Genomic DNA, 21,875 nt, shown 5'->3' with positions numbered 1-21,875 from the left:
GACACCGTGATACCTCCTGTTTATCCGTTTTCAGGCCCAATCCTGTATATCTCCAACCCTGATCAATCGGCTGAGCGGCAGCTGCTCGCTGAATTGCATCGCGATGCTCGCCTGGCAAAATCGTATCTCAAGCAGAGAGTCGGTCTGGAGTAAGTTACTGTCGGCTCGCGGGGGCAGACGGCACCGTTATCAGCCGTCGAACGCTAGAATATGGAATGGCTCCCTCCAATACATCCGCCGAGCGACAGCCGCCCCTCAAGGCGACACTCTACTGTCCCAATTGTACGCATGCAAGTCGCATCAATGGCGACTGGATTATCGAAGTCCACGCCGACCATCTCGACTACGAGTGTCCCGAGTGTGGGACGATAATCGAGTCTCGTGGCGACGGGGCGCCCCTGGGTACCCAGAGTAGCGGGGCGCTTCGACTCGGTCTCGGCGATTGAGATACCGCGGCGTGCTCGGTGTAGATTCCTGCTTTGTTCCGATGTAAGGATTAGGCAACCCTATCGTCGGCCCGTCGTTTACACCTCCATCTCAGCTGCGGTGTCGAGGATTTGGTTCACAGGGAAGGTGGTTCGCGTCGACGGAAGCGCATCCACATTCTGCCGTGTGGATGTCCATCGCGATTCCGGATATGCACACAGGTACTCTCATGGCCGCTTCTTCCTGCTGACACAGGTCGGCTCCTCGTCTTCAACCACACCGAAGTCAGGGGGCGTTCAAGTAGTCGTGCTGCGCGATGTCCCTTACTGACCGCAGCCCGGCGGTAGAACTCACTCACACACGTCTCGGAGGTGAGAACCAAGGTCGTCGACGTACTCCTCGCAGCGCGGGCATTTCACCGTCTGTGGTTCGCCTCTCGACTCGGGACCGGTGTCGCCAGTCGACATCCCGTACTCGTCCTCCAATACGATTCGGGCGGCGTCTCGCCAGTCCGGCCCGTGCCCACCGAACCGTCGGACCAGGCCTTTCGCGGTGCCGTGCTCGAGGAGGTGGTCGTTCGTGTCGAGGAAGGCATCGATCACCTCGGTCGGCGTGTGCTCTGCGAGGTGATAGACCGGGACGACCTGTTTCCCGAAGTCCGCACCAGCGCCATTCCGTGCGCCTCGAATCGTAAGTAGCGGCTCGCCACCGAGCAGTCGGCGTCCACTCGTCTCGGTCGGCAGGTCCGCACCTGGTGCAGGGCCGTTCGCATCGAGATAGTCGATTACCTCATAGGGCGGCTCCTCACGCCCGCCACTGGTCATGGGTGAGGCGCTTCAGCCGCACCTAGTTGTACTCTTCGGGACCGCGGAATCAGAGGCCGGAGCGAGGGTCCGCCTTCAGGAGACGTGTCGATAGAGCCGATTCAGGCCTCCAGCCGCAACTGCTGCGTATCGTGAATCCGTACCTCGCGACCATCGGCCGACCGCTCGAAATACACCCGCTCCCCGCGCTCGAGGGCAGCCCACTCGGCGACCAGTTCCGGCACCGAGATGATGCTCGTTCCGTGCTGGTCCCGAACCTGCACCTCGAAGTCGACACGGTCGGCATCGTAGTCGGCCAGCCGGAGGACGAAGCACGGGTCGCCGGCATCGGTCGTCGCCCGGTCGATGCCGATCCTGTCGCCCACCTCGACGTCGACGGCCCCGAGCCACTCCGACACCAGCGAGAGGCCGTAGTTTCGCGTCGAGAGTTGGCGGTACTTCCGCATGCAGCAGTTCGCTGTGGCTGCCATACCAGGGCCACGTTTTCGTCCCCCTAGGACCCTCGAATCGTCTGCACAGTGTCCGGACAGTGTTTGCACAGTAGAATCGATACCTCACCCCCATCGATTCCGATGGTGGTTCCAGGGCAGTTCCTCACAGTTCGCTGACATCGCTCGTACGCGCGCGTGGTTGAATGTCGAGGGCGAGGGGGGTGCTCCCGACAGTGGGTTCGGATGGGATCGTCAGGGCTCGCGGCGAGGGGAATTGGAGGACATAAATCGGTGGCGTAGTCACTGGTCTGAGCTGCTGATAGGTTCCGGACACGGTGCTGAATACAGAGCGCATATCGCAGTGGTCCGTCGAGACAAAGGCAATACGTCTCGCGCTGCTATGCATGCTATGGAGCAACCCGAGCCCGCCGAGGGGTGGCCCGACAGACCCCTCTCGGAGGCGGAAGCAAAAGCCCATCTCACCGACCAGGGAGACGTTGTCGCTGTTTGGGTGATGGACCATACGACCGACATCCGCTCGGTGGTCATTCCACCTGGGTCACCAGACGACGCGGTCGTCGATGTCGTTCTGGAGACGAACACCGGGTTCGAGATGTATAGCTTCACCAGTGGACAGTGGATGGATTACGGGACCCAGCGCAAAGACGATGAGGAGAGTCCCTCGATGGCTGGGACGCTGGAAAGCTACCGAGTCCTCGCTGGAGAATCAGAGTCGTTCTGAGCGAACGTCCCGAACGCATCCATTGTAGTCGCTGACTCACTAACCATCCTCTATATTCAGCACGAGCGATCTGTCAGAGAGGCCCCATCTACCTCAGCAGGCATGGATTACTAGTTTGGGAGAAGAGTTTACTAGCCGCAGTCGAAGCTTGCAGCTATGCCCGTGCGCACACCGACGACCGGTCGCTCCGACTCACAGCCCTCACCGTGCCGGTGGTCACGATGAGTCCGCCTCGCGAGGCACCGACCACCCTGCAGGCGCAACTCGTCGACGCCCTCGAGTTGGAGGCGTTCCCCGCACGAGGCTACCGCGACAGGGCGTATCTCGAACAGGCGCTCGCGGCAGGGTTCGACGTGGCCGAGTTGGCCACCGCTCACGACGTCTCGAAGCGGACGGTGTATCGGGCCGCCGAGAAGCACGGCCTCGAGTTACGGCAACCACCCAGCAACGGGCTCTCCCGGCGATTGTACGAGGCCGACCCGGACGCCATCGGTGGGGACTGAGCATGGACGGCGACCAGCTCCCCGACGGTGTGGACACCCAGCCCGTCGCGCCGGCGCTCGCCGAGACGCTCACCGGACTCACCGCGGACGACCTCGTGGTGATCAACGGCGACCGGCGGACCTGGGCCGTCCAGGAGGTCGTCGAACAGGACCTCCAGCACACGCCCGACGCCCGCCAGCACAAGCACGCGGTGCGGGTTCGGACGAGCGGCCAGGGTGACGCGACCGCGTGTGGGTTGCTCCTCGAGACCTATGCCGACCGGCAGGAGGCGGGCGTCCACGTCCTCGAGGCCGCCAACTGGTACGAGGCAGACCGGCGGTACGCACTGGAATCACTCGAGGAGTTGGTCACGCAGGTACCATGGGTCGTGTGTCGGACGACCGGGAGTTCGGACGTGTATCACTTCCCCGAGCCCGTCGCTGCGGCCCGCGGAGAAGCGCAGCCCGCGTGTGGTGGGTGCAACGGGACGACCGACGTGGAGTATCGTATCGTCCGGGTGAACGCGGTGTATCCGGCGAAGCGAGCCTGTATGGACTGTGCCCGGCGGCATCGGCCACGCGAACTGGAGCCGGTGTCGTGCCCGGACTGTGGGCGCGCTATCGGTGTCGGGCTGTTGCAGGGACCGCGGGTGGACGCGGTCAGTGGGGTGACGGTGCAGTGTTCTGCTGAGGACTGCTCGTTCGCCGGGGAGGTGTCGCTCGACGTGGCGGGCGGTGTGTCAGTTGGGGCGGACTAATAGTCGAGAGAGGTCATGGCTCGATTTCGATGTACTCTGAGAGCGTGTCGTCGAGTACAGACGAGGAAATATCGGTATCGTAGCTCATCTTCGTCCCAACCACGCCCGTCTCTACGCTCCCGTCGGGGAACTCGATTCGTTCGCCCGTGTACTTGTAGTCGGTTAGTGTCGCCCGCCAACCATGATTCGTTGAGTGCCGTATCTTGATTGTATCCGAGCTTTCAGAATATACCTCGTACTTGGAATGCTTGGTTTCGATCACCCTGGCAGCCTTCTCTTTTGGAATAATGAGATAGACTGTCTTTGACATCCATCCCCGGCTTTCGGCCGAAATCCATTATATCTGTCCTCAGGTGGAATGGAGCTGTGCCAGTCGAGATGGCCTCGAGGTCGAGGCGGAAGATGGCGGACTGGCCTACTGTGATGTTCCGAAGAACGCGTCCGTGTCGTGCTCGATCTGCAACTGCTCGTTCTCGCGGTCGTAGGTCAACAGCACCTCGTCGCCTTTCTCGACACCCATCGCTTCGAGAGCCTCGGTCGGGATGGTGACGGCGTGGCTGTTGCCCGTCTGTTGGATGCGGCGCGACCCGAGCAGGACCAGTGGCGCGGCCTGGCTCATGGACAGGGGGACGGCTGGACCCGCACTAAAGCCCTATCCCGTTTTGACATCGTCCGGACAGCCGTCACTCGGCGGGCGGGGGTTTTCGGCGTGCCCCGTCACGGCGGGCTATGCCTTCTGCTGAGTGCCAGGGGTGTGGAGCAACCGTCAGTATGGCCTACGCACGCGTGTTCGGCGACCAGGACGATGCGCTCCATGCGTGTCCGGGGTGTACGAATCAGGCCGCGCTCGCGAACGGCGCCGGCGCCGCGCCCGACGCGGACGGGACGCGGCGGGTGCATCGGCCGGATGCGGACGGTCCCGTGCCCGCAGTGGTTCGGGAGGCGCCCTCGGATGGGCAAGAAGAGGCGTCGCCCGTGCTGCTCAAGTCAGTCAACGACTGGGCGCCCAGTAGCGGGGCAAGAGCGCCCGGCGATGGTACCTCCGGGGAGCAACAGTTCCGCCAGCTCGTCGCCGAGGATACGGCTCCCTGAAGGCCACCCTCACTGGCGTCACCGCTCTGGGAGCGTCCACGCCGCTTCCACGTCTACCAGGTCGTCGTCGGCCGGCAGCGCCTCGGCCGGTCGCTCAACGATCTCCATGACCTCCTCGGCCCGAAAGACGCGGTTCTGCTGGTTCCCCGTTATCTCTCGGATGACGCCGTCCGCTTCCAGCTCCCCAACGGCGTTGTTCGCGCTCTGGTAGGTCATCTCGATCATGTCGGCTGCCTCGGTGACCGAGAAGTACGGCTCCTCGAACAGCGCCGCCATGAGCCGCTGGACGGACTTCGGGGCGGCGGCATACTGCTGGTCGTACTCGTGACGGAGCTGAAGCAGGAGTTTCGCGCGGACGAACGCCTCCGTGGCCTGCTCGCGGATGCCCCGGAGGAAGAACTGCAACCACGCCTCCCAGTCGCCCTGCTCGCTCACGGCCAGTAGCCGATCGGCGTACTCGTCGCGGTGGCGCTCGATGTAGGAACTCAGGTAGAGCATCGGATAGTGGAGTAAATCCATCGCCAGAAGCATCAGCACCACCAGCAGTCGCCCTACCCGACCGTTGCCGTCCTTGAATGGATGAATCGTCTCGAACTGGTAGTGTGCGACCGCGATATCGATCAGTGGCGGCCACCGACTGCCCGACTGCAGATACTCCTCGAGGTTGTCCATCAGCCGCGGGACCATCTCCGCTTTCGGCGGGACGAATCGGATGCGTGTTCCGAGGGCGTTCGGATTCGACTCTTGGATGACCGCAAAGTCCGGGCGATACGCTCCAGGCAGTGGGTCCGGCTCGTCGGTCCGCCCGCCCGAGAGCAGCGTCGCATGGAGCTGTTTGATCAGTTCGGCGGTGAGGTTCTCGCGCGACCGACCAGCGGTCGTGAGGTAGTCGACCGCCTCGTCGAGTGCCCGGATGTAGTTACGCGCCTCTCGCACGTCGGCTTCGTACTCGTCGGTCGGCTGTCCCTCGCCGAGCTGGGCGCCCTCGACCTCGAATCGGTAGATATCCGAGAGCGTCACCGCCGTCCCCTCGACCTGCGAGGACTGTTCGGCCTCCTTGTAGACGAAGGAACCGAACACCGCGCCCGGGTTCGAGACTTCGCTTCCCAATCCGTCGAGGCGGCCCAGCGCCCACATCGCGTCGCCATACGCCTCGACTACGTCATCGGACAACGTGAGCGACGGTGGGAGCCGATCCGGAAAATACGCCTTCGACAGCTGCTTGTCCTCTCGCAACGGCATGTACTGACCCGGCGCTGAATCAGCCAAATCATAGCCGTCTTTCATCGGCTCGGCGTACGGCCATAGCAAATAAAAAATTTCGTGAAAATTTTCATGGCGCTGTTCAACGGCCGGTGCAATTCAACGATTCCGCTGAGAAATTGTCTGGCGTCGTTCGTGGCCCCGAGAGGTTGGTCGTTGACAGGCCTGCTGTGCGACGCGTCGTATGGTGCTCATCGTTTCCGACTGGTGGGCTGTCTACACGGTTGCGGGTAGCCGAGTTGTGGGACTACTCGGACCCGGAGCGAGGGACAATCCACTTACCATCTCGCAAAGTGACAGTTTGAGCGTGACCGATACAGAGGGTGTAGTCCGCAAATCGGTCTCAACCGTATGGTCGATTTGGAATGGGCGGAGGAATTATCACTGTTCTACACCAATAGTAATGTCACCGTGTCACATACAGCGTGTTATCCGGATAAGGCCCAGATGATGGACAGGTTGCTGGATACCCTTCGTCATCACCTCCGTCGGGAGGTCATCCACTATTTCGAGAACATCGAAGCAACGAATACAGCCACGCTGGAGGAGGTGGCCGAGCACATTACCCGGCGCGTCCCTGAGATGGACCGAGAGCGAGTCGTTCTCGAACTGACGCACACACACCTCCCGAAGCTCGAATCGAACAGGTGGATTGAGCACGACACTCGTACTCACCACATCCGATACCGGGGTCATGATTCGGCAGAGGCACTGCTGACCGAACTGGCCGCGATGCTCTCCAACCAACCGTATTCCTCTCACTCAGGCTGAAACGAGTCGGGTCACCGAGACGGTGCGCCGGAGAATTACCACTCGTAGGCATGGTGTAGATGCGCACTGTATTCAGCACGGTTTCTGAAACCTATCACTGACTGAGCGTTTCCTATCTCGTAATCGGGTTGGTAGACAACTCGTCTATTACTCCCCAGCTACCCCCCCGTTTCCACTGGATATCGGGGCGGACCGGCGAAAGAACTAGACGCATTGGCCTGCAAACCCGGCCATGGTTCGCCTGGACGATGGCGGGGCCGTGACGAAGTGCTGGCTCGATCGTGAGGAACTCGACCAGCTCGAAGCGGCCGCGGCTCGGTCGGATTGGGAACGAGAGATTGCGCTGCAGCTGATGGGGCGGTGTGGGTTGCGGGCCGACGAGGTGGCGTATCCTGGGGATGCCGAGTTACGCTGGAGTGAGAAAGGTGAGTGCTGGTTCCTCGAGGTCCGGGGCAAGAACACCTCGGGTGGGGCGCCGAAGGTGCGGGACGCCTGGATGCCCGAGCCGGTCGAGGCGAACGTCCGGCGGTTCTCACGGGAGCGCGGGCGGGAGACTGGTGAGGCGTGGGTGCAGGTCTCGAAATCGAGTGTGCGCCGGTGGGTGAAGGAGGCCGCTGCAGAGGTTGCCGAGGAGGCTTCTCAGCCCGATCGGTGGCGGGAAGTGTCGAGTCACGACCTCCGGCGGTCGTGGGCGACGTATCATCTCGTCGAGCGGCAGGTCGACGTCCGGACGATGATGGCCGTCGGCGGGTGGAGTGATTACTCGGCGATCGAGCCGTATCTCGCCGCGCCGACCGAGGGGCGGATTGGGGAAGCGATGAGTGTGTAATCGCCAGGACGACGAGGGTTATCCGTCGACGAATTCCCCGAGCGTCGTATTCTCGTCATCGTCACTCACGCTGGTGGCGAACGACTGCGTCCCGACATCGTCGAACTCGTCGATTCGTTCCATCATCACTTCCACCTCATCGCCGCTCCGAATCCGCCGTTCAGCGATGGTCTGTTGCATCTCCTGGAGTTCTTGGACCGAGAAATCGACTCCCAGGGCGTCGAGGATAATCTCGTCGAGCGCATCCTGTGCACCGTCATCACCGTCCAACAAGCGACGGACCGTCGCTTTGAACCGCTGGCGTTGGTCGCCTTCGATGAGGGCTGGGTCGACGAGTGGGAGCGACTCCATCTCGTAGGTCATCAACTGGAGCGCCCCACCGCCCTCTGCCCGCCCCCAACATTCCAGCATCACCTTGTGGACTGTCGAATTCAGGATCCCAATCATCACCTCGTCATCGATTCCCTCGTCGAGGTAGATGCCGTCGACGGCGTTACTCGGCGCTAACCGATCTCGATTCCACATCGGGATGATGCGGTCGTTGAAGAACTTCGGATGGAGAATCTCCGGCGTCTTCAGTTCGCCCAGGTTGAACCAGACCTCACGTGCTGCACACGTGTTCCGTTCGTGGTAGCCCTCACGCTCTCCAGCCTCTATGTACGACGCCAGCGTATCGTACCCATCGCGCTTCAGAGCGCGCTTGACGCGTTCGGTTAGGTCCGAGCCATCTGCGAGACCTCCGGTCCGTTCAACCTCAGCAACGTAGTCGTGGACGTCGAGGAGATATCGGTCGGTCGTCTCCGCCGTGACCTCTTGCGATTCGGTATCGCGGATGCTCTTAATCGCGGGCGTGAGGAACCGCTCGTCGATCGGCCACTCGTCGAGGTCCTCGCTATCGAGGAAGAAAAACGGGTTCGCACCAGTCTTGTTGCCGTACGCGACGTTGGCAATATCCGAGAGGCGAATCAGCTTCGGATGCTCGACGAGCCGAATGATATCCTGGGGAACACTGAGGAAGTGCCCGAGCTTGCCGGACTCGATTTCGGCGACATCCGATTGCTGGATGGCGACGGTCCGATAATTCGGGCGGGTCTTGATGAGCATGTCATCCCCCTCCGGAATCTCCTCGCCGAATCGAACCGTGTCGACGATGTGCTCAACCTCCATCGACTTCTTGAGTCGGATGAATTTCGTGACCGTGTTTGCTCGCTCCTCCGCATCCTCACACCGCTCAAGTAGGAGGAGCGCCGTATCCACCAGGGCGTCCTCGAAAGCACGAACGCTGAACCCGACCACAGCCTCGATTTTGAAGTGGTCGAAGAGGAACTCCTGGAACGATTTTCCGTAATCGGTCATCATCCACTTCGTCGGGATGATGTAACCGAGCCGGCCACCCTCACGAAGGAATTTCGCCCCGTGCGTCACGAAGTAGATGTAGGCGTCGCTCTTCTTACTCAGACTCTTGCTTCCATCGTAGTACGTGGTCCGGTCAGATCGGCCGAACGCTTTCAGATGCGCCCGGAAGTGCTCTTTCGAGGGGTAGAGATTCTCCTGGCGGATGTAGGGTGGATTCCCAACGACGGCATCGAACGTCCCGAGTTCTCCGAGCGAGGTCTCGGATTTCGAGAGGCGGCTCGAAATCAGCGGATCCGTCTCCGGATCGATGTCGAAGAACGAGGAATGGTAGGCGTGGATGCTGTCCGTCTCTTCCTCGATGTTCTGACTCGCGATGTTGAGCGAGGTGAGGTGCAGTGGAAACCGATTGATATCGACCGAGACGAGGTGGTCGACGATGTCCTGGTGAGTAGCTGCCCCGGAAAAATTCGCAACCTGTTGATACGCCTCGACGGTGAAGGTACCACTCCCGGAAGCCGGATCGAGCACGCGGGGGAGCGTATCGGCATCGTCGAGGCCCTGATGGTTCGCATCGTCGGGGAGCGCCCATCGGACGATCGTCTCGGCGATTTTCGGATGGGTATAGTACTGTCCCAGGGCTTTCCGCTCCTCTGCAGGGATGAGTTCCTCGTATATCTCTCCAAGCAGGTCCTCATCAATATCGGTAATCGAGCGGTGCTCGATGTTCTCGATGAGGTCCGCCATCGCTCGCCGTGTCTTCGTGTTGTGGGGGAAGGCCTCGAACAACCCGGTATCTGGGTCGAAAATCGGCTCATAGTCGACTTCACTGATGATTTCCTCAAACTTTCGCGAAAGGTGGTCCTCGAGGACATCAATCGAGGCCTCGCCAATGAGCGAGTCTAACTGGAAGCCGCTCTCCGTACTGATCGGCTCCGGAGTCCGCTCACGAACAACCTCGTAGAAGAGGACCCGATTCGTAAGGAGATACGCGTACTGCTTCGCGGCCAGTTCGAGCTGCTTGTCCTCCGGAAGGCCGACATAATCGTTCTCACGGACCCAGGTATCGAACAGTTGGATGAACTGCTCGTTGCTCTCGTACGCTCGGCCAGCGAGGTACTTCAGCGTGGGCCAGACTGATGAATGGAAGCTCCGGAGTATTCCGACGATTCGTTCGCGCTCGTGCTGCTGTGGGAGCCGGTTCTCCTGGTAGAGGTGGACGACCGTGTTCAGAATCTCGGGAATCGAGTCCGAGAGAGTCTGGCCGCGGAGATTGAGATAGTAGAAATCGACGTTGCGGACCTCAAATTCACCACGGTAGTCGAAGAGGAAGAAGTCGTTCGCGTTGCAGGTTGCGAAGAAGTCGGCTCCGACGGCATCCGCGTAGTTTCGGGCCTGGCGAATCACGTCTTTCGACCGCGGATTCACGTCGGTACGCTTGACCTCGATAACGACACTTCCGACCTCGTGGCTATCGACCAGGATATCGGCCCGTCCACCCGCCGTGTTCTCCTCGATGCTGACCTCGGAGAACGGCGCATCCGGCGTTGCGTCCAGGTAGTCCGCGAGCCGGACGTAGAGCCGACTGTGGAAGTCTGCCTCAGGGTTTGGATATTCAGTCATTTGTGCCGGGTCGGTCCTCCCGAATTCGACGGAGAACGAGGAGTCGGCGGCCTGTTCGGCATGCCCCCACTGGCGACCCCTTCGATGAAGAAGTTTCTGCAGCCCAGGCTGCCGCCCAATCGAGTGTCGTCAGGAAGCGTCCACCACGATCTTCAGCGGTCGTGGGCGACGTATCATCTTGTCGAGCGGCAGGTCGATGTCCGGACGATGATGGCCGTCAGCGGAGGGAGTGATTACTCGGCGAGCCGTATCTCGCCGAACCGACCGAGGGGCGGATCGGAGAGGCGATGAATTGACCCCCCACAGAAACAGTTTCATTTTGCTGATTTCGACGAAAAACATTAGTTGCGTCGGCACAATACTGATAGACTGAACCGGCTTGTGCCGGCGCAAACATGTCTAATCATTCGACAGAGGTCAACCGGGGCTACCCAGCAGAACGTTTTGAGGAAGCGGTAGTCAACCAGCTCAAGGTGACACCCGTCGTAACGTCGAGGTGGATTGCGGATCGGGTAAACTGTTCTCGAGAACGAGCACGCCAGTTCCTGAAGAGTCAATCCCGCTCTGGAATTTTGGAGGAAAGGCAGGTCGGAGGAGGGGCCATCATATACTACCCCTCTGGATTGGAGCAGCATGCGAGTCTTGATTCTGGTGAGCCGATGGCACCGCCGGAAACGGAGGTTCAGAAAGAGATTGCGCCGACGCAATCTTCCGATGAGCGCGTTCTGTTTTTCCCGAGCCGCCGGGAAATTGCCGTGGACAAGCCTGCACAGCAAACCCGTAGTATCCTCTCTCAAGCAGCCCATCTCGTAGACTCAACTGGGGACTCGTATCTCTACAAACTCGGAAAGCAAGACGTCTGGAACGCCCCATACGACGACTTTGAGCAGTACCGTGACGAGCTGAAGTTAGTCGTCGGAGAGGAGAGATGGGATGGCGGCTTCGAGTCACGAATCCAGGACGACTGGCAGCGGGCACACCAGTTCTATCTCCGGACCGAAATCGACTCTGAGGGACGAGAAATCACCGTCCTTGAGGCGAATGATTCTGAAGTGTTCGAGAACGTTGCTAAGCGAAAGCTCGAACACAATACGCACTACACGAGGTTCCTTTCGGACACAAAGCTCCGTGTCCGGAACGGCGGCGAAGCAGGCGTGAAAGAGCGCCTCTACGAAGAAGGCTACCCCGTTATCGATCAACGGCGGCTCGAGGATGGAGAGACACTCCATATCGAGTTGAACGATGATTTCGAGTTGCGAGACTATCAGAGCGAATGGGTTGACCACTTCCTAGAGCGTCGTTCCGGCGTCTTTGTCGGCCCGTCAGGTTCCGGTAAGACAGTCGCCGCCATCGCCTCGATGGAAGCAATCGGTGGCGAGACTCTCATTCTCGTTCCGACGCGAGAACTTGCCCAGCAGTGGGAAGACGAGCTGGCCGAGAAGACAACCCTGACACCCTACGATATCGGCCAATACCACGGAGGCGAGAAGAAAATCCGCTCGGTTACTATCGCCACATACGACACGGCCGCGATGAGCCGGCACCGGAAACTGTTCCAAGAGCGAGATTGGGGGCTCGTCATCGCAGACGAATGCCACCACTCGGTCGCGAGTACCTGGAAGCGATTCCGAGAGATTCAGTCAAAAGCACGGTTGGGCCTCAGCGCGACACCCATCCGTGAGAGCGGCGACGCCAAGGAGATCTACACACTCATCGGGCCGCCAGTCGGAACAGACTGGGGCTCTCTCTTCGCCGAGGGATGGGTCTCCCAGCCGGATGTGGAACTTCTGATGGTCCCATGGGCGTCCGAACGGGCCAGAGAGCGGTATCAGCAGGCAGAAGGCAGCCAGAAACTCATCGAAGCAGCGAAAAACCCAGCGAAAGCAAGCGTCGTCAGAGAACTGCTCACGGAGCATTCTGAGGAGAAGACTCTCGTATTTGTTGATTGGGTGGATCAGGGTAAGGAACTTTCCAGCGAACTAGGAATCCCCTTCATCTACGGTGAAACGGCACACGACGAACGCGAGGAACGATACCGACAATTCAGAGACGGCAATCTCGACAGCCTAATCATTTCGAGAATTGGAGATGAAGGCATCGACCTACCCGACGCAGAAGTTGCGATTCTCGCCTCTACACGAGGGGCATCCCGCGCACAAACAGGACAGCGTGCAGGCCGTACGATGCGTCCTTTCGGTGATTCAAAGGTGTACGTCCTTCTCACTAAGGGATCTGGAGAAGAAGACTGGGGACGAGAGAGTACCCAGTACTTAGCAGAGAAAGGGATTGATATCAGTAAGAGGAGCGCAGAATTAGAGTAGCCCTTGAGGCTTGTATCTGAATGCAGATTTCTATCTTCCACCTATCTAACTTAAACCGTTGCAGATATCAGATGGTAGCCAAGCCCCAAGTAAGAATTATGTGTATGGCTACATCTAGGCCCGCATATGTCGGAGCAATCGACATTAGAAGATCTCCTCGTTGATGAGGAGGCGCTCAACGAAGAACTCCTCGCGGAAACGGTCGGCAGGTACGCTCAAATCGGTAAAGACAGCGGGGACCTCATCCCGAACGAGAGGTACAACGACCTCAATTCGAAGCGGAAGATTGTTGTCGCGCTCATGGCGCAAAAGGCACTGCACGAACTCGGCATGGCCGACGATGAATGGGTCACACCGTCTGATATCAGCTCCATGAGTGGCGTCAAGAAGGGCACTGTATACCCCTCTGTCCGCGACCTCGACGATGAAGGGATTCTCCGTAGCGAGGATGGCGAGTACATGCTCCCGTCAGTCAATCTGGAGAAAGCGAAAGAATTCCTCGCAGAGGATTGAATCATGAGTGAGAGCGAACTTCAAGACGAAATCGAGAATCTAAAAAAGCGCGTTGCTGCACTTGAGGCGAAACTGGAGGAGAACCCAGGGGCAGCGAATGAAGCGACGGACATGCAGTCATTCATCCGTGAATTCGACCCCAGCACGCACAAGGAGCGTGCTGCTGGAATCGCGTACTATCTCGAGGAATACGAGAACCAAGACCGCTTCACCACAGGGGATATCGAAGAAGGATATCGCACCTGCCGGATGAACCTGCCGGCGAACATGAGCGACGTACTCAACGCCTGCGAGGAGAATGGCTGGGTGATGCGTGATGGAAAGGAGGGGCAGTCTACGGTTCGGAAGCTCACTATGGACGGTCTCGATATGGTTGAGGAGGTGATGGCTGATGGGGCTTGAGGACCGCATCAACGAGGAGATGGTTGCTGACCCAGAGTCGTTCCTCGAGAGCCACTTCGACGAAGCTGCCAGATTGTTCCGTATCTTCCAAGACGGATCAATTGGCCTAAAAGACGACTTCGAAGACGCCCCCTGGAGGGAACGTATTCTGATTCACCTCATCGGGCGACGGTACGCCTTCGAGGGCGGAAAAGCCGATACGCCCACGCTCCCATACGACTACTTCTACTCGAAGGCTGATGTCGACGATAGCACGGTTCGGAAGTTCATGAATGGGCTCAACGACGACCACATCGTCGAGAAGGACGACGAGAGCGGCGAGTGGAAGCTCGTCGCAGAGAGCCTCCCAAAAGCCCTCGGTCGCATCGAAGGGTTGAACGGATGAGCGTCGAGCTCGTTCGCGAGCAGCTGATTGGTGCCGGCCTTCACCAAGAATCAGTCAACCGATTGCTACGGCACTATCAGGACATGCGGTTTCACCTCTCCAACGGCAAGTACGAGGAGGCCGGAGCCCACATCGGAAACTTCTGCGAGAACCTCGCCAACGCCATTCTGAGCGACACTGACGAAGGCGTGCAAAATCACCTGAGCGTCGGGACCTTCATCGACACAATCGAGAGTAACAACTACGACGGCACAGCAAATCTGGACTACGAGATCCGTATCAGCATCCCCCGAGCGATGCGTGTAGCATATGATATGCGGAACAACCGCGATTCCGTCCATATCAATCTGGAAGTCCCGGTCAATCACTCCGACACCCAGACTGCGGTGAGGCTATGTACGTGGATGTTGGCCGAACTACTCCGGATCTACGGGGATGAGGACGAGGTTGACCAAATTGCCGAACTGATTGAGGAACTGTCGCAGCCGCTGAATCCGTATATTGATAGCTATAATGGGAAGCGAGTCATTATGAGCCGCGAACTCGACGTGGAGCAGGAACTTCTCGTGCACCTACACGCTATCGGTCGCGAGGTGGAGGCTGACAAGTTGACAGAGTGGATTCTCGGCGCAGACGGCCACACTGTGAAGAGCAAACTCGGGAACATGAAGCAGGCACGGAAGGTACACTACGACGAAGGGATGGCGAAAATCACGTCAATAGGATCGGAAGAGGCCGAGTCGATTATTGAAGAACACTTCGATGAGGGCATTCCAGAAGTCTCCCGTCGAGAACAGGAACAGGTCAGCTAATATTGGGGGGAGTCTATTCCTCCGAATCCGACCGATATTCATCTACGAGCCGCTCTATTTGCTCGTAGCCAACCGCTTTGCCTGGAGGGCGGATTTCGACGGTTGCGGATCCCCCTCTGCCTCGGGAATTGAAATAGACATCACGTTCTTCAACCCGAGAAGTGTTCTTCCAGACACTTTCAGCGATTCCTGATTCCCCAACTGCACTCTTAAGGTCGCTTGTTTTTATACGTTCGATATCATGTATATCTGAAAGAACAGTCATGATGACTGCTGCAGCGTTAATTGCCCTCTCCTGTTCGGAGTCGCCAAGAACATCAGGAGCCGTCAGAATTGCTGGAAACTCTTCCACTTCGTCTTCATTAACCCGCCCTTCCTGAAGCACGCTGTAAAATTCGAATTCTGTGGCATCAATCTCAGCCACCACTGGATTTGAAACATCCTCATCTGACTCTTCAGAAGACTCACTCAGGGTCACCTGCTGAGGGTCTTCTTCAGTCTCCGGCTCCGATCCGTCTTCCGCAGGCTCTTGTTGCCTGTGGACTGGTCCGTATCCGTCAACGAACTCTGCCAGCTCGGTAAGCACCTTGTCATAATCCTCTTCCTCCGATGTTCGGATTTCGGCCTCAATCGGACCGTCCCGAAATGTGATAGTTATCTCCATTGATTCCTTCAACAATTAAGCGGAGCATAATAAACACCTAGTCAGCAGGAGCATAGATTTGGGGCCCTCACCCGCTATCACGAGCCATCCCAGGCGTCGTTGAATTCCGGCTCCCCCAGTCCACAGACCTCACAGAGTTCGCTGATTTTGCTCCGCTTTCCCCGAGAATTCAGGCTGGTGTAGAGATAGACGTTCCCTCGGAGTTGCTCATGCGAACGGTATTCGGAGGGATAATCATCAGACCGTCTCCATTCATCTGGCCGCCCCTCATTCAGCAGTGGAATCTTCGTTGACCGGCCCAGAAACGGCAGCTCCACCTTCCCCAGCAGGCCATGTTCCCGGTCCAGATACTTCGCGACCTGTGCCATCGCCTCGCTCTGACTGTCCCCACCGACGCGAACCGGTGCCCCACCAACTGACAATTCCACGGTATAGCGGAATGACGAGGTTTCCGTTCGTCCGAAGAGATTACCGAGGAATCGCTCCACGTCCGGCTGCGGACAGCCGACTGCCTGTAATGCGGCTTCCACGCGATCGGGACGACGCTTGAGCCACGTCCGAACGGTGTCGAGTTGCAATAGGTCGTCCGCCCGGTCTTCGGCGTGCCCTGAGGCCATGTGCTCCCGATCCACTATCTCGGGGATTGGACTATCGACCAGGCTGTCGAGGCGTTCCTGGGCAAGTAAGGTAATCGTCGGCGCGTCCTCCCCACCCGGGACGAGGTAGTACAGCTCGAACGAGATACCGTTGCTCAAGAGCCCGAACTGGACCCATTCCTGGACCATATAGCTCTTGAGCTGGTCGACGTCGGTTGTGTTCAGGTCCTTAGCTGCTGCCTTCGCCTCGACGAACACGTCGGGATGGTCTCCTGTCGCAAGGGCGCTATCGACCTTCTTCGTGGCAGAACCCATCTGTACGTCGTACTCGTGCCGGATGTCGATCGGGCGCCACCCGACCGCCGTCAGGAGTGGGTCGATGATTCCGTGCCTCGTTTCAGCCTCGTTCAATTCCGCACCCCCATCCCGTGAGTCCAGATACTCCTGGGCCTCTGTGACAGTGCCCTGAAGATCGTCAGTCATGCCCCAACCCGTGTTGCCGAGTCTCATAGTCCCTCTGCAGACGCCGCCACCGGAACCGCCCAGATGGGCTGTCGATTCTCCGGCACGCCGCTCGCGAAGCCAGCGACCGGGGGCAGGAGCACGTTACGACCAAGGTGATCGATGCGGTGGCCGAGGCGGCGCGGGCCGACGTCCGGCAGAAGCGGCTGGAGCGGTTAGACGATCATCCCCGGGAAGTGTGGGACGTGCTGGATGCTGCTGGGGAGGCGCTGAGTAGTCGCGAGGTGCACGCGGGGTATGCTGAGGCGGTTGCGGAGCCGCGGGGCGAGCGCCAGGTGCGGAACTACCTGCGGGCGCTTGCGGACTACAATCTCGTCGAGCGCGTTGGGGCGGGGCGGAGTGCCGGGTGGCGGGCTGTGGAGCCGTTGTCCTGATGCGCTTAGTCAGGACCAGGTTGTGCCGGAATCAGAGTACCGGACGCGCACCAGTGAAGCATAGTAATCCCACTCGGGGGTAATTATATGGGAAACGCTTGACACTCACCTAATAAATGGATTCGACGATTCTCCAGACGCTTCCTCCAGACTTCTGGAATGTTAGATTCACCGATATAATTTCACTTTTAGTGACGATTGGATTGTTTATACTTTATTGGCGAATGAAGAATATTCAGGATGAACAGAACAAAATACAGAGACAACAGAATCGGTTGATGAATCGCCAGACCGACCTAATGGCGGCGAATCACCAGCCTCGACTCGCCCGAGAGTCAATTCGAGGAGAGGCAGACAAGCTCATAACTAGGATCACGAACAGAGGTAATGGCCCTGCAGAGAATCTCCACATTCAATGTGTAGTGTACGAACAAACGGAGTCTGAAGATGGGGAGCGGCAGTTTAGGAAAGGGTACGAACGACAAGGGACTGCTGTGGTTCCACGATGGAACCCCTTAACTCGTCACACAGGAACCCTCACCGATGGTGGAGAACCCAATCTTTCTGGAAGCCGTATTGAGGAAGGCGACGATGGCGTTCAATTTGAAGCAACCATCAAAATGAAGCCCCTTTCGATGGGATCGGGAGGATACGAGGCCCCATTCTCCGAGGTAATGCAGCGTATCTACCGAGAGTGGGACTCAGATAAAGTCGCAATAGAGTTCTGGTTGTTATTCAGCGACGTGACTGGGAACCCGTTTGGATTCTGGTTCGGGAGTTTTCACGATATTGAAATGGATGGTGAATTAGATATAGGGGACGCCATCGATTCGGGAGCAGAAAGGGGGCGAATTGGAGATCCTGTCGGTGAGGAGGAAGGGGCCTCTATGATGTTAATTGAGCCTGACGATATTGATTTCAGCAGTTAGATACTATCAGGTACCTACACCGCTGTCCCGTCATCTGCTTGTTGTACTGTCTGTGATATCTGTCAAAAATCGATAGTCCCAACCTCGGAGTTTACCGATTTGAGAGGATATTCAATACCAGATCCTCGTGAACGGCTCATACCCGTCATGGACCACGGTTGCTGAACCCAGTCGGCGATGGCGAATCTCTCCATAGCCGCTAATCTGGAAATCTGGAAATGCTGGAAACGAACGCCTGAGGCTCTTCTTCCACCCGTTCGCACACGCTGATATGGCGACAGACAGCAGCGACGTCGACGCTCAGACCGTGCTGGCGGCGCTGAACGAGCTGCGCCGTGCACGCGGTGCCGAGTGCACGGTCACGAGCGCGACCCTCCAGCAGCGCGCGGCGACCGGCGCCACCACCGTCGAGCGCGTGCTGCACCGGCTCCAGGCCCAGGCCGCCATGGTCGTTCGCGAGAACGGCACCGGCCAGTGGACGGTGCGTCGGTCATGACCCGACGGCCGTATCGGAGCGGGGCTCCCCCGCAGCCGCCGGCACGGCCCGCTCGGGGGCGGGCGTGGCGATGGTGAGCGGACTTCGCCGGGCCACCGGACCGGTGGCCAGCAGTGCCTGGACTCGGCCCAGCACGCCACTTTCGGAACCGCCCCGTGTTGGAAAGATATTCGAGAGAGCGGCTCGCTCGCAGACGATTTCAGCGTTTCAGCGCAACTTCGGTCACTTCCAACACCGCGCACTCAGCCTTACCATACCCGCCGTGCTGGGCTCGGGCATGGTCTCGCACTCGACGCCCCGTCCTGGCATCGCTCTCCAACCACGCACCACCTGGCCGGGTGACGGCGCCGACGACCGGGGTGGAGGACGATGATTCAGGACGCCCGCGTGTTCGACACGCAGGAGTTCGTGCCACTCGCGGCACTGGTGGTGGCCAGCGAGGCGCCGATCCGAGCCAGTCAGGCCTGCTTCCCTCGAATCGAAGCAAACGAAGCAAACGAAACGTGGCCTTTCGTTTTATCCTTCGGCCAGCGGAATCACCGCCGATGACCGTCAACTGGCGCGCCCTGAATCCCGAGGTCGCACCCCGACAGGTGCGCCACCGGAACGCCGAACTCCAACAGCTCTCCCGCAGTCTCATGCCACTGGTCGATGGGGCGGCTCCCGAGCCCATCTTCCTCTTCGGTCCGTCGGGCGTCGGCAAGACCACGCTTGCCGAGGAAGGCCTCAAGCGCCTCGGTCGAGAGCTGCCAGGCGTCGACACCCACCACATCAACTGCCGCTACGGCCAGACGCGCTTCGGCACGCTCTGCAAGGTCGGTGAGGCGGTCGGGGCCGGGCTCGACACCCATCCCCAGTCGACCAGTGCCGTCCTGACTGCCCTCCACCAACTGGATGGGTGGCACGTGGTCGTCCTGGACGAAGCCAACCAGCTCGAAGAGCCCGGGGTCCTCCTCGACCTCTACGATGCCCCGCGCATCGCCCTCATCGGCATCGCCAACGACCAGGAACGCCTGTTCGGGCGAATCACGGACCCGACGGTCAGTCGTCTGGCCGGCGGCGAGCTACTTCGGGTCCGTCGCTACGACCGCGGGGAGCTACTCGATATCCTCTCGGACCGGGTCGAATGGGCCCTGGGTCCCGAGTGGCGGGAGTTCATCCAGATGTCGGCGCTCACCGCCATCGCCCGGCTTGCAGAGGGCGACGCCCGCCGGGGCATCATGACGCTCCGGGAGGCCGTCCAGAACGGTCAGGATGTCGGGGTCGACCACGTGACCGCGGCCCTCGTCCGCGAGGAGGCAATCGACGATGCGAACGACGCCATCCGGGAGAAGCAACTGGCCCGGCTCAACGACCACTGCCAGACCGTCTATCACATCATCGAGGCCGCCGGGGAGATCGACCGGCCGACGCTCTACGACCGGTACTGCGACCGGGTTGCCGACCCGAAGACCGATCGGACCGTTCAGGACTACATCGGGAAGCTCGTCAACTACGGCCTCATCGAACAACGCGGCCCCAAGCAGGACCGCACCTACATTCCCAGTACCGCGCTCCCGCGGCTGGAGGAGTACACTGGCTGACGGTCAGAATCGATGTCTCGGTGAAGGACTACGAGGGATGCTATATTTTCAGAGTCGTGCTGCATACAGGGCGCGAACCAACCACAACCAGATGAACCGACTCCGACTCGCTCCTGGCTTCCGTGGCGACGGGAAATCTATCCACCACTTTTTCCCAGGAGCGCCTGCTCGATAGCCATAGTTGCCACCCTACGACGACGGAGTCTTGGCGAAGAACAAACCAGTGAAAGTACCTGACCAATCACCTCCCGGCAACTGGAGTGGTGCGTATCCTTTCTGTTCCCAGAGAAAAGCGCCGATAGTTGGTGCAGGCCCGCTGAAGCAAATATTTGTAAGTCTTGGTGAAGGTTTTCGAACCGATGACCAGCGTCTTCGTCGACGTGAAAGGTCGTATTTGGAATCAGAACGAGAACAGACTCAGAATGCCCTTTCGGCTTGTCGGGGCCGTGCTCGTGTTCGTTATCGTCGGTCAGTTGGTCGGCGGTGTGTTCGGGCTCATCTCGGATCAGTACCAGGGCGGGCTCTTCGTCGTCTTCGGTGAGACGAACTTCAGGGAGGCGATTCGGGCAGGCGTCAGCCTGTTCGGGGCGCTCACCGCCATCTTCACTGCGGGCGTGACCGCATTTGTTGTTGACCGGCGTCGGTTCAGAGACTTCGGGTTCCGGTTTCGACGGGCGTGGTGGTACCAACTGGGGTTCGGCCTGTTCCTCGGGGCCGCGCTGATGACGCTCGTGTTCGTAACCGAACTCGCTTTGGGGTGGATACAGATTACGGGATTCCTTACTGCAAGCCCAGGTTTCGCGCCCTCAGTCTTGTTACTCACTACATTGCTGGTGTTCGTCGGAACTTCACTCACGGAGGAACTGCTCGTCCGGGGTATCCTGCTCACCAACCTCGCGGAGGGCCTCGCCGGACTGGGACCGCTCTCGGAGCGGGGCGGGACAGCGGTCGCCGTGGTGCTTACCTCTGTTCTGTTCGGTGCGTTGCACCTAAACAACCCCAATGCAACGGTGATCAGTAGTGCTAGCGTTGCCTTCGGAGGGGTGTTTCTCGCGCTGGGGTACGTACTCACTGGCGACCTTGCAGTTCCACTGGGCGTCCACCTGACCTGGAACTACGTCCAGGGAGTTGTCTACGGGTTCCCCGTCAGCGGCGTCATCCCTGGCGTGCAGGTCGTTGCGACGAGACAGACAGGCCCGACCGTGCTGACAGGTGGTGCGTTCGGACCGGAAGCAGGCCTTCTCGGCGTAGCCGCCGTGTTTCTCGGCATCGGTGTCGTTGTCCTGTGGGTCCGTCGGACCGACTCGTTCGCCGAGGATGAAGCGAGGATCTGGGTACCGGAACTTCGGTAGGTCCGCTAAGACACCAGTGGCTAGTGCCTCAAAACACCGGGGTCGCCATTAAGCCAAGATGGACCCGGATGAGAGTTGTTCATCGCAGCCCCCAGGAAGCTCAAGTAGACGACGACCGTGACGACCGTCGCCCAGATCTCCATCCGAACCGGGGCAAGCTACCCGATTAATAACAACGTGATTCCGCTCGCACTGAAATGGACACCCGCAGACAACAGCACGGCGAGAGAGACACCGATTATTCCCTGTAGGAACAGGGACACTAAGCTACGAAGCGCTGTTCGATAATTTCCAGCCGGAGTTGGACTTACCTATCCGATCCAGGTGTATGT

At 59.3% G+C, this 21,875-nt stretch carries 25 protein-coding genes; 17 read left to right on the top strand and 8 right to left on the bottom strand.

Features of this window, described 5'->3' with window-relative positions; all coding sequences use genetic code 11:
* The first annotated feature begins 215 nt into the window (after positions 1-215).
* On the top strand, positions 216-446 hold the full coding sequence (locus tag P2T62_RS23525) for a DUF8106 domain-containing protein (RefSeq protein ID WP_474198281.1): 231 nt from the start codon (positions 216-218) through the stop codon (positions 444-446).
* A 330-nt stretch (positions 447-776) separates the two neighbouring features.
* Here P2T62_RS23525 and P2T62_RS02510 read toward each other — a convergent pair whose 3' ends face one another.
* Positions 777-1,250, bottom strand: a complete 474-nt coding sequence (locus P2T62_RS02510) for a hypothetical protein (RefSeq protein WP_276259916.1) — start codon at positions 1,248-1,250, stop codon at positions 777-779.
* A gap of 101 nt (positions 1,251-1,351) precedes the next feature.
* Positions 1,352-1,720, bottom strand: a complete 369-nt coding sequence (locus P2T62_RS02505) for a hypothetical protein (protein ID WP_276259915.1) — start codon at positions 1,718-1,720, stop codon at positions 1,352-1,354.
* 370 nt (positions 1,721-2,090) lie between these two features.
* Here P2T62_RS02505 and P2T62_RS02500 point away from each other — a divergent pair, with 370 nt between their 5' ends.
* From P2T62_RS02500 to P2T62_RS02490, 3 genes are all read left to right on the top strand, one after another.
* Positions 2,091-2,423 (top strand): hypothetical protein, encoded by a 333-nt coding sequence (locus P2T62_RS02500; RefSeq protein WP_276259914.1) that lies wholly within the window; start codon positions 2,091-2,093, stop codon positions 2,421-2,423.
* Positions 2,424-2,644: 221 nt separating this feature from the next.
* Entirely contained in the window at positions 2,645-2,926 is a 282-nt protein-coding gene (locus tag P2T62_RS02495) for a hypothetical protein (protein WP_276259913.1), read from the top strand.
* Positions 2,927-2,928: 2 nt separating this feature from the next.
* Positions 2,929-3,663: a hypothetical protein gene (locus P2T62_RS02490; protein ID WP_276259912.1), complete on the top strand. Its 735-nt coding sequence runs from the start codon at positions 2,929-2,931 to the stop codon at positions 3,661-3,663.
* A 13-nt stretch (positions 3,664-3,676) separates the two neighbouring features.
* On the opposite strand, the gene P2T62_RS02485 is transcribed toward P2T62_RS02490, so the two are convergent.
* Together P2T62_RS02485 and P2T62_RS02480 are read right to left on the bottom strand one after the other, a co-directional pair.
* Positions 3,677-3,973: a hypothetical protein gene (locus tag P2T62_RS02485; protein WP_276259911.1), complete on the bottom strand. Its 297-nt coding sequence runs from the start codon at positions 3,971-3,973 to the stop codon at positions 3,677-3,679.
* A gap of 105 nt (positions 3,974-4,078) precedes the next feature.
* On the bottom strand, positions 4,079-4,282 hold the full coding sequence (locus P2T62_RS02480) for an AbrB/MazE/SpoVT family DNA-binding domain-containing protein (RefSeq protein ID WP_276259910.1): 204 nt from the start codon (positions 4,280-4,282) through the stop codon (positions 4,079-4,081).
* Between the two features lie 110 nt (positions 4,283-4,392).
* Here P2T62_RS02480 and P2T62_RS02475 point away from each other — a divergent pair, with 110 nt between their 5' ends.
* Positions 4,393-4,755: a DUF7563 family protein gene (locus P2T62_RS02475; protein WP_420028406.1), complete on the top strand. Its 363-nt coding sequence runs from the start codon at positions 4,393-4,395 to the stop codon at positions 4,753-4,755.
* A gap of 18 nt (positions 4,756-4,773) precedes the next feature.
* On the opposite strand, the gene P2T62_RS02470 is transcribed toward P2T62_RS02475, so the two are convergent.
* Entirely contained in the window at positions 4,774-6,042 is a 1,269-nt protein-coding gene (locus P2T62_RS02470) for a Fic family protein (RefSeq protein WP_276259908.1), read from the bottom strand.
* Between the two features lie 327 nt (positions 6,043-6,369).
* On the opposite strand from P2T62_RS02470, the gene P2T62_RS02465 reads away from it, so the two are divergent.
* Both P2T62_RS02465 and P2T62_RS02460 read left to right on the top strand, forming a co-directional pair.
* Positions 6,370-6,789, top strand: a complete 420-nt coding sequence (locus tag P2T62_RS02465; RefSeq protein WP_276259907.1) for a DUF7344 domain-containing protein — start codon at positions 6,370-6,372, stop codon at positions 6,787-6,789.
* A 232-nt stretch (positions 6,790-7,021) separates the two neighbouring features.
* Entirely contained in the window at positions 7,022-7,618 is a 597-nt protein-coding gene (locus P2T62_RS02460) for a site-specific integrase (protein ID WP_276259906.1), read from the top strand.
* An 18-nt stretch (positions 7,619-7,636) separates the two neighbouring features.
* Here the strand turns inward: P2T62_RS02460 and P2T62_RS02455 are convergent, their stop codons facing one another.
* Positions 7,637-10,594, bottom strand: coding sequence for an Eco57I restriction-modification methylase domain-containing protein (locus P2T62_RS02455; protein ID WP_276259905.1), 2,958 nt, complete (start codon positions 10,592-10,594; stop codon positions 7,637-7,639).
* Between the two features lie 659 nt (positions 10,595-11,253).
* On the opposite strand from P2T62_RS02455, the gene P2T62_RS02450 reads away from it, so the two are divergent.
* From P2T62_RS02450 to P2T62_RS02430, 5 genes are all read left to right on the top strand, one after another.
* Positions 11,254-12,915: a DEAD/DEAH box helicase gene (locus tag P2T62_RS02450; RefSeq protein WP_276259904.1), complete on the top strand. Its 1,662-nt coding sequence runs from the start codon at positions 11,254-11,256 to the stop codon at positions 12,913-12,915.
* 126 nt (positions 12,916-13,041) lie between these two features.
* Positions 13,042-13,428 carry a hypothetical protein gene (locus P2T62_RS02445; protein ID WP_276259903.1) on the top strand — a complete coding sequence of 129 codons (387 nt, stop codon included), beginning with the start codon at positions 13,042-13,044 and terminating at the stop codon, positions 13,426-13,428.
* 3 nt (positions 13,429-13,431) lie between these two features.
* Entirely contained in the window at positions 13,432-13,830 is a 399-nt protein-coding gene (locus P2T62_RS02440) for a hypothetical protein (RefSeq protein ID WP_276259902.1), read from the top strand.
* Positions 13,820-14,215: a hypothetical protein gene (locus P2T62_RS02435; protein WP_276259901.1), complete on the top strand. Its 396-nt coding sequence runs from the start codon at positions 13,820-13,822 to the stop codon at positions 14,213-14,215. The genes P2T62_RS02440 and P2T62_RS02435 overlap by 11 nt, the downstream gene beginning before the upstream one ends.
* Positions 14,212-15,027, top strand: coding sequence for a hypothetical protein (locus tag P2T62_RS02430; RefSeq protein WP_276259900.1), 816 nt, complete (start codon positions 14,212-14,214; stop codon positions 15,025-15,027). Before P2T62_RS02435 ends, P2T62_RS02430 begins: the two co-directional genes overlap by 4 nt.
* 13 nt (positions 15,028-15,040) lie before the next feature.
* Here P2T62_RS02430 and P2T62_RS02425 read toward each other — a convergent pair whose 3' ends face one another.
* Entirely contained in the window at positions 15,041-15,691 is a 651-nt protein-coding gene (locus P2T62_RS02425) for a hypothetical protein (protein ID WP_276259899.1), read from the bottom strand.
* Between the two features lie 77 nt (positions 15,692-15,768).
* On the bottom strand, positions 15,769-16,770 hold the full coding sequence (locus P2T62_RS02420; protein ID WP_276259898.1) for a type I restriction enzyme HsdR N-terminal domain-containing protein: 1,002 nt from the start codon (positions 16,768-16,770) through the stop codon (positions 15,769-15,771).
* A 529-nt stretch (positions 16,771-17,299) separates the two neighbouring features.
* On the opposite strand from P2T62_RS02420, the gene P2T62_RS02415 reads away from it, so the two are divergent.
* The 5 genes from P2T62_RS02415 (at position 17,300) to P2T62_RS02395 (ending at position 21,543) form a co-directional block, all read left to right on the top strand.
* Positions 17,300-18,112 carry a hypothetical protein gene (locus P2T62_RS02415; RefSeq protein ID WP_276259897.1) on the top strand — a complete coding sequence of 271 codons (813 nt, stop codon included), beginning with the start codon at positions 17,300-17,302 and terminating at the stop codon, positions 18,110-18,112.
* Between the two features lie 271 nt (positions 18,113-18,383).
* Positions 18,384-18,608 carry a hypothetical protein gene (locus P2T62_RS02410; RefSeq protein ID WP_276259896.1) on the top strand — a complete coding sequence of 75 codons (225 nt, stop codon included), beginning with the start codon at positions 18,384-18,386 and terminating at the stop codon, positions 18,606-18,608.
* Positions 18,609-18,977: 369 nt separating this feature from the next.
* A complete protein-coding gene (locus P2T62_RS02405; protein WP_276259895.1) occupies positions 18,978-19,157 on the top strand; it encodes a hypothetical protein in 180 nt (59 codons plus the stop codon).
* Entirely contained in the window at positions 19,154-20,191 is a 1,038-nt protein-coding gene (locus P2T62_RS02400) for a Cdc6/Cdc18 family protein (RefSeq protein WP_276259894.1), read from the top strand. The genes P2T62_RS02405 and P2T62_RS02400 overlap by 4 nt, the downstream gene beginning before the upstream one ends.
* 359 nt (positions 20,192-20,550) lie before the next feature.
* On the top strand, positions 20,551-21,543 hold the full coding sequence (locus P2T62_RS02395) for a CPBP family intramembrane glutamic endopeptidase (protein ID WP_276259893.1): 993 nt from the start codon (positions 20,551-20,553) through the stop codon (positions 21,541-21,543).
* Positions 21,544-21,875: the final 332 nt, after the last annotated feature.

The sequence above is a fragment of the Haloglomus litoreum genome, assembly GCF_029338515.1.
In the GTDB taxonomy this organism is placed as follows: Archaea; Halobacteriota; Halobacteria; order Halobacteriales; family Haloarculaceae; genus Haloglomus; species Haloglomus litoreum.
Note: the sequence above shows the minus strand (reverse complement) of the source record. Positions and strands in the feature narration are given on the sequence as shown.

Excerpts from the sequence above, each read along its gene's own strand:
- P2T62_RS02445 (WP_276259903.1), top strand. The coding sequence starts at position 13,042 with ATGTCGGAGCAATCGACATTAGAAGATCTCCTCGTTGATGAGGAGGCG.
- P2T62_RS02450 (WP_276259904.1), top strand. The coding sequence starts at position 11,254 with ATGGCACCGCCGGAAACGGAGGTTCAGAAAGAGATTGCGCCGACGCAA.
- P2T62_RS02510 (WP_276259916.1), bottom strand. The coding sequence starts at position 1,250 with ATGACCAGTGGCGGGCGTGAGGAGCCGCCCTATGAGGTAATCGACTAT.
- P2T62_RS02415 (WP_276259897.1), top strand. The coding sequence starts at position 17,300 with ATGGATTCGACGATTCTCCAGACGCTTCCTCCAGACTTCTGGAATGTT.
- P2T62_RS02500 (WP_276259914.1), top strand. The coding sequence starts at position 2,091 with ATGGAGCAACCCGAGCCCGCCGAGGGGTGGCCCGACAGACCCCTCTCG.
- P2T62_RS02460 (WP_276259906.1), top strand. The coding sequence starts at position 7,022 with ATGGTTCGCCTGGACGATGGCGGGGCCGTGACGAAGTGCTGGCTCGAT.
- P2T62_RS02410 (WP_276259896.1), top strand. The coding sequence starts at position 18,384 with ATGGCGACAGACAGCAGCGACGTCGACGCTCAGACCGTGCTGGCGGCG.
- P2T62_RS02490 (WP_276259912.1), top strand. The coding sequence starts at position 2,929 with ATGGACGGCGACCAGCTCCCCGACGGTGTGGACACCCAGCCCGTCGCG.
- P2T62_RS23525 (WP_474198281.1), top strand. The coding sequence starts at position 216 with ATGGCTCCCTCCAATACATCCGCCGAGCGACAGCCGCCCCTCAAGGCG.
- P2T62_RS02430 (WP_276259900.1), top strand. The coding sequence starts at position 14,212 with ATGAGCGTCGAGCTCGTTCGCGAGCAGCTGATTGGTGCCGGCCTTCAC.
- P2T62_RS02475 (WP_420028406.1), top strand. The coding sequence starts at position 4,393 with ATGCCTTCTGCTGAGTGCCAGGGGTGTGGAGCAACCGTCAGTATGGCC.
- P2T62_RS02465 (WP_276259907.1), top strand. The coding sequence starts at position 6,370 with ATGGTCGATTTGGAATGGGCGGAGGAATTATCACTGTTCTACACCAAT.
- P2T62_RS02470 (WP_276259908.1), bottom strand. The coding sequence starts at position 6,042 with ATGAAAGACGGCTATGATTTGGCTGATTCAGCGCCGGGTCAGTACATG.
- P2T62_RS02395 (WP_276259893.1), top strand. The coding sequence starts at position 20,551 with ATGACCAGCGTCTTCGTCGACGTGAAAGGTCGTATTTGGAATCAGAAC.
- P2T62_RS02440 (WP_276259902.1), top strand. The coding sequence starts at position 13,432 with ATGAGTGAGAGCGAACTTCAAGACGAAATCGAGAATCTAAAAAAGCGC.
- P2T62_RS02400 (WP_276259894.1), top strand. The coding sequence starts at position 19,154 with ATGACCGTCAACTGGCGCGCCCTGAATCCCGAGGTCGCACCCCGACAG.
- P2T62_RS02505 (WP_276259915.1), bottom strand. The coding sequence starts at position 1,720 with ATGGCAGCCACAGCGAACTGCTGCATGCGGAAGTACCGCCAACTCTCG.
- P2T62_RS02405 (WP_276259895.1), top strand. The coding sequence starts at position 18,978 with ATGATTCAGGACGCCCGCGTGTTCGACACGCAGGAGTTCGTGCCACTC.
- P2T62_RS02435 (WP_276259901.1), top strand. The coding sequence starts at position 13,820 with ATGGGGCTTGAGGACCGCATCAACGAGGAGATGGTTGCTGACCCAGAG.
- P2T62_RS02425 (WP_276259899.1), bottom strand. The coding sequence starts at position 15,691 with ATGGAGATAACTATCACATTTCGGGACGGTCCGATTGAGGCCGAAATC.
- P2T62_RS02455 (WP_276259905.1), bottom strand. The coding sequence starts at position 10,594 with ATGACTGAATATCCAAACCCTGAGGCAGACTTCCACAGTCGGCTCTAC.
- P2T62_RS02495 (WP_276259913.1), top strand. The coding sequence starts at position 2,645 with ATGAGTCCGCCTCGCGAGGCACCGACCACCCTGCAGGCGCAACTCGTC.
- P2T62_RS02420 (WP_276259898.1), bottom strand. The coding sequence starts at position 16,770 with ATGACTGACGATCTTCAGGGCACTGTCACAGAGGCCCAGGAGTATCTG.
- P2T62_RS02485 (WP_276259911.1), bottom strand. The coding sequence starts at position 3,973 with ATGTCAAAGACAGTCTATCTCATTATTCCAAAAGAGAAGGCTGCCAGG.
- P2T62_RS02480 (WP_276259910.1), bottom strand. The coding sequence starts at position 4,282 with ATGAGCCAGGCCGCGCCACTGGTCCTGCTCGGGTCGCGCCGCATCCAA.